This is a genomic window from Lapillicoccus sp. (genome assembly GCF_025353065.1).
In the GTDB taxonomy this organism is placed as follows: Bacteria; Actinomycetota; Actinomycetes; order Actinomycetales; family Dermatophilaceae; genus Lapillicoccus.
In genome coordinates this window covers 1-10,144 of the sequence record NZ_JANXRJ010000007.1, presented here as the reverse complement: position 1 = coordinate 10,144, position 10,144 = coordinate 1, and the positions used below count along the sequence as shown (strand labels likewise).

Annotated in this window: 9 protein-coding genes and 2 pseudogenes; 3 read left to right on the top strand and 8 right to left on the bottom strand. The window is 71.3% G+C overall.

Annotation, left to right across the window (positions count from 1 at the left end; all coding sequences use genetic code 11):
* The first annotated feature begins 36 nt into the window (after positions 1 to 36).
* Complete coding sequence (locus tag Q0R63_RS00405) at positions 37 to 957, top strand: oxygenase MpaB family protein (protein WP_295692359.1); 921 nt, start codon at positions 37 to 39, stop codon at positions 955 to 957.
* A gap of 68 nt (positions 958 to 1,025) precedes the next feature.
* The gene (gene ppk2 / locus Q0R63_RS00400) at positions 1,026 to 1,928 is read left to right on the top strand and encodes a polyphosphate kinase 2 (RefSeq protein WP_295692355.1); all 903 of its coding nucleotides are present in this window, start codon (positions 1,026 to 1,028) and stop codon (positions 1,926 to 1,928) included.
* 280 nt (positions 1,929 to 2,208) lie between these two features.
* Here the strand turns inward: ppk2 and Q0R63_RS00395 are convergent.
* From Q0R63_RS00395 to Q0R63_RS00380, 4 genes and pseudogenes are all read right to left on the bottom strand, one after another.
* Positions 2,209 to 2,952: pseudogene (locus Q0R63_RS00395) on the bottom strand (VOC family protein); the annotation flags it as partial.
* 113 nt (positions 2,953 to 3,065) lie between these two features.
* A pseudogene (locus Q0R63_RS00390) lies at positions 3,066 to 3,832 on the bottom strand (fumarylacetoacetate hydrolase family protein); the annotation flags it as partial.
* 24 nt (positions 3,833 to 3,856) lie between these two features.
* Positions 3,857 to 5,248: an FAD-dependent monooxygenase gene (locus Q0R63_RS00385; protein WP_295692352.1), complete on the bottom strand. Its 1,392-nt coding sequence runs from the start codon at positions 5,246 to 5,248 to the stop codon at positions 3,857 to 3,859.
* Positions 5,249 to 5,313: 65 nt separating this feature from the next.
* Complete coding sequence (locus Q0R63_RS00380; protein ID WP_295692349.1) at positions 5,314 to 5,631, bottom strand: FAD-dependent monooxygenase; 318 nt, start codon at positions 5,629 to 5,631, stop codon at positions 5,314 to 5,316.
* 126 nt (positions 5,632 to 5,757) lie between these two features.
* Here Q0R63_RS00380 and Q0R63_RS00375 point away from each other — a divergent pair, with 126 nt between their 5' ends.
* On the top strand, positions 5,758 to 6,465 hold the full coding sequence (locus tag Q0R63_RS00375) for a GntR family transcriptional regulator (RefSeq protein WP_295692346.1): 708 nt from the start codon (positions 5,758 to 5,760) through the stop codon (positions 6,463 to 6,465).
* Positions 6,466 to 6,552: 87 nt separating this feature from the next.
* Here Q0R63_RS00375 and Q0R63_RS00370 read toward each other — a convergent pair whose 3' ends face one another.
* The 4 genes from Q0R63_RS00370 to Q0R63_RS00355 all read right to left on the bottom strand — a co-directional run.
* Complete coding sequence (locus Q0R63_RS00370; protein ID WP_295692343.1) at positions 6,553 to 7,122, bottom strand: GNAT family N-acetyltransferase; 570 nt, start codon at positions 7,120 to 7,122, stop codon at positions 6,553 to 6,555.
* A 41-nt stretch (positions 7,123 to 7,163) separates the two neighbouring features.
* Positions 7,164 to 8,393: a signal recognition particle-docking protein FtsY gene (gene ftsY / locus Q0R63_RS00365; protein ID WP_295692340.1), complete on the bottom strand. Its 1,230-nt coding sequence runs from the start codon at positions 8,391 to 8,393 to the stop codon at positions 7,164 to 7,166.
* Positions 8,394 to 8,457: 64 nt separating this feature from the next.
* Positions 8,458 to 8,655, bottom strand: coding sequence for a hypothetical protein (locus Q0R63_RS00360; protein WP_295692337.1), 198 nt, complete (start codon positions 8,653 to 8,655; stop codon positions 8,458 to 8,460).
* 67 nt (positions 8,656 to 8,722) lie between these two features.
* On the bottom strand, positions 8,723 to 10,144 hold a 1,422-nt coding region (locus Q0R63_RS00355), incomplete at its 5' end, for an AAA family ATPase (protein WP_295692334.1).

Sequence of the window (10,144 nt, the reverse complement as noted above, 5' to 3'; positions counted from 1 at the left end):
GTCGCGCTCGCCCCGGCGGTGACAGAGGATGGGACCGTGACTTCACCGGCCCGCCTCGCCTCCGGCCTCACCACCGGCCTCGTCGACGGAGTCTCCTCCTCCGCGCGCCGCCGCCTCTCGAACTCGTTGCGGGAGAAGGTCGCGGGTTCCGAGGGTGAGGCCCGCGCTCGCGAGATCTGGCTGACTCCGGGCAAACGACCCTTCGGCGAGACCGACCCCGTCTGGATCGTGCACGCCGACGCCTCGATGTTCGTCGGCGGCATCCGGGCGCTCCTCCTCCAGACGCTGCACCCCCTCGCCATGGCCGGCGTCGCCGGGCACTCGGGCTACAAGTCCGACCCCTGGGGGCGGCTGCAGCGCACCTCGGCGTTCCTCGCCGCCACGACCTTCGGCACCGTCGAGACCAGCGACCGGGCCATCGCCCACGTGCGCAGCATCCACGAGCGCGTTCGCGGCAAGGCGCCCGACGGCCGTCCGTATGCCGCGTCCGACCCCCACCTGCTCGCCTGGGTCCACGCCGCCGAGGTCGACAGCTTCCTCGCCTCCTACCGCCGCCACGGTCCCCGCCGGCTCACCCCCGCGCAGGAGGACCTCTACGTCGAGCAGGCCGGCCGGGCCTCCGAGGGCCTCGGCGTCGTCCGGGCGCCACGCAGCGTCGCGGAGCTGGCCGCCACCATGGACGACTTCCGGTCCGAGCTCGTGGCCAGCGACGAGGCCCACGACACCGCGCGGTTCCTGCTGCTGCACCCACCGGTCACCGGCGTGAGCCGGCCCGGGTATGCCGCCTTGGCCGCCGGCGCCGTCGCCCTGATGCCGATGTGGGCCAAGGCGATGCTCCGGCTGCCCGCCCTGCCGATCGGCGAGCGCCTCGCGACCGGGCCCGTCGCGGGTCTCGCCGTCCGGGCGGTGCGCTGGGCGATGACGGACCCCGGCGACCCGCGGACCCGCACCGCCTGACCCGGCGGCCTACCCCCTGCTGAGGTCGTGGTCATTCCTCGTTCAACGACGACCCCTACGCTGCCGACGTGACCGCACACGAACTCACGGCCGATCTGCTGCTCCAGGGCTACACCGTCCTCGATGACGACGACGACGACCCCGTGCTGATCGGCCCGGACGGCCAACCCGTGCAGACCTGGCGCGAGGGCTACCCCTACGACGAGCGCCTCGACCGTGACGTCTACGAGCACGAGAAGCGGCACCTGCAGATCGAGCTGCTCAAGCTGCAGAACTGGGTCAAGGACGAGGGCCGCCGGATCGTGCTCCTCTTCGAGGGCCGCGACGCCGCCGGCAAGGGGGGCACGATCAAGCGGTTCACCGAGCACCTCAACCCCCGCGGCGCCCGCGTCGTCGCGCTGGAGAAGCCGAGCGACCGCGAGCAGGGTCAGTGGTACTTCCAGCGCTACGTCGCCCACCTGCCGACACGTGGCGAGATCGTCCTGTTCGACCGGTCCTGGTACACCCGGGCGGGGGTGGAGCGGGTGATGGGCTTCTGCACGGAGCAGCAGTACCTCGACTTCCTCAAGCACGCGCCGGCCTTCGAGAAGCTGCTGGTGAACGACGGCCTGGACGTCGTGAAGTTCTGGTTCTCGGTCTCGCGGTCGGAGCAGATGACCCGCTTCACGATCCGCCAGGTCGACCCCGTCCGGCAGTGGAAGCTGTCGCCGATGGACCTCGCGTCACTCGACAAGTGGGACGACTACACCGCCGCCAAGGAGGCGATGTTCCGCCGCACCGACACCGGCAAGTCGCCGTGGACGGTCGTCAAGAGCAACGACAAGAAGCGGGCCCGGCTCGAGGCGATGCGGCACGTGCTCGCCCGCTTCGACTACCCCGGCAAGGACGTCGACCTCGTCGGCGTCCCGGACGGACGCGTCGTGGGCGCCGCCGCCGACCTCTTCGACTCCACGGACCCCAACCTGTTCTGATCCGTGGGCGCCTGGAGCTACGGTCGTCGTTGCGTCGAGCCTCCCCGCGATGCGCACGCCCTCGCCCGCGTCGACTCGCGGATCCTCCCGTCCTGATCGGCTGGGACGCGCTGTGGGCGCCGGTCATCATCGCCGCGACGTCGTCGGGAAGCAGGAAGGACGGCGGCGGTGGCGGGCCCCAGTTGTAGAGTCCGCGCAGGCCCTCCCACACGCCCGGCTTCCACAGCTCGTCGTCGACGATGCAGTCCAGGTCGGAGTAGTACTCGGAGAAGTTGCCGGCCGGGTCCTTGAGGTACCAGAAGAAGTTCGAGCCGACATGGTGACGGCCGAGACCCCAGACGTGCCGGTCGGGGTTGTCCTCGAGCATCGCCGTGGCTCCCCGGCCGATGTCGTCGATGTCCTGGACCTGCCACGAGGTGTGGTGGAGGAAGTTCATCGGTGCCTGCTGGACCAAGACGTTGTGATGGTCGGTCGAGCAGCGCATGAACGAAGCGATCGAAGGGACGGTGTCGCTGATCTTGAACCCGATCCCGTCGGTGAAGAACCGCTGGGTCGCCTGCTGATCGGTCGAGCCGATCACGACGTGCCCGAGCTTGAGGGGCCGCACCCTGCCCTCGCGCAGGACCCCGGCTGCGCGGACGTCCGGCCGGTCGATGCGGCCGGGCCCGTTGTAGGCCGGTGCGGCCAGGGCAGGTTGTCGCAGTCGCGGGCTCACCGTGATCTGTGCGCGGAAACCGGCGATCGGCTCCTCGGTGACCAGCGTGTCCGCGTCGCGCGTGACGGGCAGGTCCAGACGGCCCAGCTGAAGCGCGATGCGGTCGAGGTCGTCGCGGTCGTCGACGGCGATGCCCAGGCCGACCAGCCGGCGGGTGGGGGTGCGCACGAGCTGCAGCTGCTGGCCCCCGTCGACGGTCGAGAGTCGTCCGTCGCCGTGGTGGGTCAGGCCGAAGTCCGCGTAGTAGGCGATCGTCGCCTCGAGGTTCGGCACGCCGATGGTGACGGAGGTCAGGCGGTGCAGGCCCATGGTCAGTGCTCCCTGGTGGTAGTGGTCGGCGCGAGATAGGGCGGCCCGTCGACGAAGGTCGTCCGGATCTCGCCGAGCCCCTGGACCCAGCTGGTCAGCACGTCGCCGGCGGCGAGGTAGCGCTGTGGGCTGCGGGCGTGCCCGACGCCGCTCGGTGTCCCGGTGAAGATGATGTCGCCCGGGCTGAGCGGCAGGACCGCCGAGAGCCGTTCGACCAGGACGGGGACACTGAACAGCAGGTCCGCGGTCCGACCCTTCTGGACCTGCTCACCGTTGACGGCGCAACCGAGCTCGAGGTCGTCGCGATCGACCAGCTCGTCGGGGGAGACGACCCACGGCCCGATCGCGAGAAGCCGGGGAACGACTTGCCGAGGCTGAACTGCGGCGCCGGCGGGACCAGCTGACGGGTGCGCTCGGACAGGTCCTGCCCGATGGTCAGCCCGGCGACGTGCTCCCAGGCGCGAGCAGCGCCGACCCGGTATGCCGGTCGGCCGATGACCACGACGAGCTCGACCTCCCAGTCGACCGTCGCGGTCGGCAGCTCGACCGTCGCATCGGGCCCGGTGATCGACGAGACGAACTTCGTGAACACTGCCGGCTCGGCCGGGAGGGCGAGACCGCTCTCGCCGGCGTGGTCGGCGTAGTTCAGTCCGACCGCGAAGATCTGGCCCGGTGCCGGTGTCGGGGCACCGAGCCGGGTCGGGTCGTAGGCTTGTGCTGTTGTCGCATCAACAGTAGCGGCCCACGCGGTGAAGGCGTCCCAGTCGGCGTAGACGGCCTGCGGGTCGGAGGTGAACCGTCCGGAGCTGGTGGTGGCGACGTCGACGGCGCCCTCACCGACGAGCAGGACGAGTCGATGGTCGAGGTTGACGATGCGCATGGTGGTCTCCGTGGTAGCAGTGGACTAGGCGAGCGGGGTAGCGAGGATGTGCGCGAGCGCCGACGTCAGCTCGGCGGCCGGGTCGGCGACCTCGCCGATGGACCGGTAGGCGACGTAGCGGTCCGGGCGGACCAGGACGACGCCGCGCCGGCCGATCCCCCGGTTCTTCAACCACGCCAGCCGGACGTCGACGTAGTCGGCGCCCAGCACGCCCACGGTCAGCGCCGTCAGCGGCAGGTCGTTCGCGGCGGCCAGCTTGTTGGCCGCCTCGACCCAGTCGTGCCCGTCCTCCCCGGCGACCAGCAGGAACTTCCCGCCGTGCACCAGCGTGCCCAACGGGACCCGTTCGCCTTCGCGCTCGACGAAGGCGTGCGGCATCGGGTGCCCGGGCCTGGTGCTCGGCTCGTAGAGCCGCACTCCATCCAGCGGCACCTCGTCGGGGCTGCCGTCATCGACGATCGCGGAGGAGGAGTAGGTGTAGCCGAACTCGACGTTGTGGTGCCGGAACTCCATCGTCTGCGACCCGATGGCCTGGTTGACCGCGTGCCGTTTTCCGTGCGAGGTAGGCAGGTCCTCCCACAGCGGCCGGAGCTCGGCCCAGTTCTGTTCCGGGGTGTTGTCGGCGGACAGGTTCAACGCCTGGTCGATCGTGAAGTGGTTCATCGCGTTGGCGATCGTGTTGTCGATGTTGGCCTGGTCGACCAGTTTGCGCTCCGACTCGTAGGTGTCCAGGAGCGCGTCCCCGGCGCGTCCCGCCAGGGCCGCAGCCAGCTTCCAGCACAGGTTGTGGACGTCGTGCACCGCGGAGTTCAGCCCGAGCCCGCCGGTCGGCGGGTGCCGGTGCGCCGCATCGCCGACGAAGAAGACCGACCGGTCCCTGAACGAGTCGGCGATGACGCCCTCCATGACCCAGGTACTGATCTTGTGGACAGTGATGTCGCAGTCGGGCAGGCCGAGCGTGGCTCGCATCCGCACGAGCACCTTGTCCTCCTGCATCGCCTCGAGGTTGTCGGTGGCGTACTGCATGTGGAAGACCCACTCCTCCGATGTCGGACCCCACCGGTCCGGGCCCATCGGGACCAGCACGCCGCTGAAGGAGCCGCCGAAGTCCGGGTTGACCAGCCAGCGGATCAGCACCTCGTCATCACGGGCCCAGGGCGAGAGGTCGGCCGTGAGGTGGACCGAGACCATCCTCATGATGTCCCGCGGCCCGCTCATCCCGACGCCCAGCAGCGCGCCGATGGTGCGGCCGCCGTCCGCGGCGATCACGTACCTCGCCCGGACGGTGTAGTCGCGGCCGGCGTCCTTGTCCCTGATCGTGGCGAGCACCCCGGACTCGTCCTGGGTGAGCCCGGTCAGCTCGTGGTTGAAGCGCACCCGGTCGGGGTTGAGGTGCTCGGCGTGCGCGCGCAGCACGGGCTCGAGGCGGATCTGCGGCAGGTTGGTGGTCGCGCAGGGGCTGGCCGCGACGTAGTCGGGGTCTAGCCACCGCCCCAGGCCTCGAGACGGCCGAGCTCGCGGCCGTACCCGTCGTGCGGACCGGCCAGCCCGGCATACCAGCCGGTGGCCTTCATGTTCTCCGGCGGGCAGGTCCGCCGGTAGATCTCGGGCGCCACCCCGACCTCGGTGAAGATCTCCATCGTCCGCTGGTTCAGCACGTGGGCCTTGGGCAGGACGGACGTGTGCGGGACCGAGTTCACCAGCAGCGACTCCACCCCGAGGGTGGCCAGGGTCATCGAGGCCGTGAGGCCGGCGCCCCCGCCCCCCACGATGAGGACGGGAACTTCGAGGTCGGCCATGGCGATCCTTCCGAGGGGGGTGGTGTGCTGGTCACCGTACTCGCGTTTCGTCGAGATTCACCCAGAAAATCGATATTAAATTGCCAGATCGTTTTTCGAGTAGCTCTTCGTGTACCGTTAGGTCTTATGACCGCTGGCACCTCTCTCGTCGAAGGGGTGTATGCCACGGTGCGCGTCGAGCTCCTCACCGGGCAGCTCGAGCCCGGCAGCAAGCTGCGCCTCAGCGACTTCTGCACCCGCTTCGGCGTCAGCCTGTCCGTCATCCGCGAGGCGATGACCCGCTTGGCCGAGCAGGGCCTGGTGCAGTCCTCCCCTCAGCGCGGGTTCTGGGTCACCCCCCTCACGGCCGACGATCTGCTCGACCTCACCCGCACCCGCGTCCTCATCGAGACCCTCGCGCTCCGCGAGTCGATCAGCCACGGCGACCTGAGATGGGAGTCGGCCGTGGTCGCCCGGCACCACACCCTCCAGAGGACTCCGATGACCACGGCGGCGGGACATGTCACCCAGTCCTGGGCGGACGCGCACCGCGAGTTCCACCACGCGCTGCTCGCCGGGTGTCGGAGCACCCGCCTGATCGCCATCTCGACCGGCCTGCGCGACTGCTCCGAGCTCTACCTGCACTGGTCCCGCGAGCTCGGCCACGACACCGACCGCGACGTAGTCTCCGAGCACCGTGAGATCGCCGAGCTCACCGCCGCCCGCGACGCCGACGCGGCCTGTGCCGCGCTCGAACGTCACATCGAGCGCACGACCGCGGCCCTGCTGGCGTACGCCGCCGTGGCATCTCCGACCGGCCCCCTCGACATCGGGGAACGACGAAGGGGAGCGTAACGACGACCGTCGGTCCGAGCCCGATCGCCTCTTCACGCTCAGCGCCGAGCTCCGCGCGACCAACGGTCGTCGTTGCGTCGGGGCGGGTCAGAGGCGGTGGTGGCGGATCATCGGACGGCCGTACCAGCTCGGGCCGCCGGCGACCTCGATGCCGTCCGGCACGAATCCGTTGCGCCGGTAGAACACCCCGGCGCGGGCGTTGCCACCCACCAGCCAGAGGTATGCCGCCCGCTCACCGATCGCGGTCTCGAGCAGGGCCTGCCCGAGGCCGGTCCCGTGCGCCCGCGGGAGCGCATACAGGGTCTGCAGCTGCAGCTCGGGCTCGGCCCGCGGGACGTCCCGCTCGACCTCCCAGTCAGCAGGGCCGCGGCGGGTGCGGGCGACCGCCACCATGCCGAGGTCGTCCTCGGCGACCCAGGCCGCGACCGGCAGACCGGGGTCGTCGGGCGCCGAGGTCAGCTCGGCCAGCACGTCCTCGACGCGCTGTCGTCGGCGCTGTCGCTGGAGGCGGATGAACTCCGGTGGCATCAGCGCGGCATAGGCGTGGTCCATCGCCTCGAGGTGGGTCTCGACCCAGGCCTCGGCATCCTCGGGCACGGCCGGACGGATCCGCGCCGCACCGTCAGCCGCAGACGTGACGTCGGGGACGCTCACCATGACGTGTGCGGAGGCGCGGGGTAGGAGGGGTCCGGGCGCCGTCAGCCGACGATGGCGTCGACGAACGCCTCGGCGTCGAAGGGCGCCAGGTCGTCCGGGCCCTCGCCGAGACCGATGAGCTTGACCGGCACGCCGAGCTTGCGCTGGACGGCCACGACGATGCCGCCCTTGGCGGTGCCGTCGAGCTTGGTGAGGACGATGCCGGTGACCGTGACGGCCTCCGAGAAGACCTCGGCCTGGCGCAGGCCGTTCTGGCCGGTCGTCGCGTCGAGGACGAGGAGCACCTCGTCGATCGGGGACTTCTTCTCGATGACGCGCTTGACCTTGCCGAGCTCGTCCATCAGCCCGACCTTGTTGTGCAGCCGGCCGGCGGTGTCGATGATGACGACGTCCGCCTCCATCTCGGCACCGGCGGTGACGGCGTCGAAGGCGACGGCGGCAGGGTCGGCCCCGTCGCGGTCGGAGCGGATCGTCGGCACGCCGACCCGGGCTCCCCAGGTCTCGAGCTGGTCGGCGGCCGCGGCCCGGAAGGTGTCCGCCGCGCCGAGCACGACGTCGCGGTCCTCGGCCACGAGCACGCGGGCGAGCTTGCCGACGGTCGTCGTCTTGCCGGTGCCGTTGACGCCGACGACGAGGATCACGGCCGGCCGGTCACCCACCCGGGAGGAGGCGATCCGCCGGTCCATCGAGGGGTCGACCAGCTCGAGCAGGTCGGCCCTGAGCCAGCCGCGCACGGTCGCCTCGTCGGTGGCGCCGCTGCCGTCCACCTTGACCTTCGTGCGGAGCCGCGCGACCAGCTCGGTCGTCGCCTCCACGCCGAGATCGGCCCCGATGAGGGTGTCCTCGACCTCTTCCCAGGCCGCCTCGTCGAGGTCGCCGCGCGAGAGGAGCCCGAGCAGCGCGTTGCCGATCGCCGTGTTGCTCCGGGCGAGTCGGGCCCGCAGCCGGGCGAGCCGGCCCCGGGCGGACTCCGGCCGTTCGACGGCCGGGGCGAGGGGCTCCTCGATGTCGGGGAGGACGTCCGCCTCGGGCGGGGCGTTCGGCGGCTGGATCGCGGGCAGGGTGCCGACCGAGCCCTCGTCGGCCTTGTCGCCCCCGTCGTCGGCGCGGGGCCGCTCGATGACGGTCGTGGCCGCCGGCGCCGTGGCGGAGAGGCTCCGGGAGCGACCGGAACGGCCACGGACCAGGCCGACGACGGCCACCCCGATCACGACCGCGATGGCGACGACGAGGGTGACGACTTCCCAGACCTGGTTCAGCACGTCGTCCATCCTCGCACGGGCCGACGGCCCGGCCCGACCGGCATCGGCGCTCCGCGAGGACCGCCGTCCGGCGTCAGTCGGCCTTGCGCCCGAGCAGCTCGCTCGTCTTGTCGCGGGTGGCCGAGGAGGCGTCCTTGACCCGCTCCACGACGACCTCGCCGCGGGGCGCCAGGATGTCGCGACCTTCACGTCGGGCCGGCATCGCGACGATCACGACGACCGCCACCGCGAGGCCGATGCAGATGATCATGGCGAGGACGAGAACGAGCATGCCTCCAGAGTGGCACACCGAGGCCGGCGGTCCCGCGTCGGCGCGCGGGGCGCGCTGGCGAGTCCCGTCAGGCCGACTTCGCCGGCACAGCATCCCGCATCCGCTGCGACACCACGGTCGAGACACCGTCGCCGCGCATCGTCACGCCGTAGAGCGCGTCGGCGATCTCCATCGTCTTCTTCTGGTGGGTGATGACGATCAGCTGGCTCGAGTCGCGCAGCTCCTCGAAGAGCGTGATCAGCCGGCCGAGGTTGACGTCGTCGAGCGCGGCCTCGACCTCGTCCATGATGTAGAACGGCGAGGGACGGGCCTTGAAGATCGCGACGAGCAGCGCCACCGCGACGAGCGAGCGCTCACCGCCGGAGAGCAGCGACAGCCGCTTGATCTTCTTGCCCGGCGGCCGCGCCTCGACCTCGAGCCCGGTCGTCAGCATGTTGTCGGGGTCGGTCAGGACCAGCCGCCCCTCGCCGCCGGGGAAGAGCCGCTCGAAGACGACCTCGAACTGGGCTGCGGTGTCGTGGAAGGCCTCGGTGAAGACCTTCTCGACCCGCTCGTCGACCTCGCGGACGATGTCGAGCAGGTCGCGCTTGGAGTTCTTGAGGTCCTCCAGCTGGGTGGTGAGGAAGGTATGCCGCTCCTCGAGCGCGGCATACTCCTCGAGCGCGAGGGGGTTGATCCGGCCAAGGGCACCGAGCTTGCGCTCGGCCGACCGCAGCCGCTTCTCCTGGGCCTCGCGGACGAACGGTTGAGGGCCGGCCTCCTGCGCGGCCGCCTTCTGCGCGTCGGTGGCGTCGATGTCGAGCACCGCCGGGATGAGCCGGTGCGGCCCGAACTCCTCGACGAGCACCTCGGGGTCGGTGCCGAGCTCCTCGATCGCGCGCGTCTCGAGCTGCTCGATGCGCAGTCGCTGCTGGGTGCGGGCGACCTCGTCGCGGTGGACGGAGTCAGTGAGCTGGCGCAGCTCCTCCTGCAGGACGCCGATCTCGCGCCGGACGACCGTGAGCTCGGACTCCCGCTCGGTGCGGGCCTGTTCGGCGCATTGGCGCTCGTGGTCGGCGCGCTCGCCTGCGACCCCGAGCTGCTTCGCTGCGTATGCCGCGCCCACCCGCACGGCCTCGGCCACCCGGGCCTCGCGCTGGCGCCGTTCGAGCCGGGCGGCCTGCCGGGCGCGGGCCGCGAGCTCCGCCGTCGCGGCGGCGTCGAGGGAGTCGGCCCGGTCGTGCAGCGCGCGCGCCCGCTCCTCGCGGGTCCGCAGCGAGAGACGCGTCTCCATCTCGTGGGTGCGGGCGGCGATCGCGGCCGCATCGAGGCGGTCGCGCTCGCTCGTGTCGGTGTCCTCCTCGGAGTCGCCGGCGGCGCTGGCGTCGTCGAGCCGCTGGCGCAGCGCATCGTGCTCGGCGGCGGCCGTCGCGAGGGCGGCCTCGGCGGTCGTGATCGCCTGCTGCGTGCGATCGGCTTCACCCCGGGCGCTGCGGGCGGCGACGCCGAG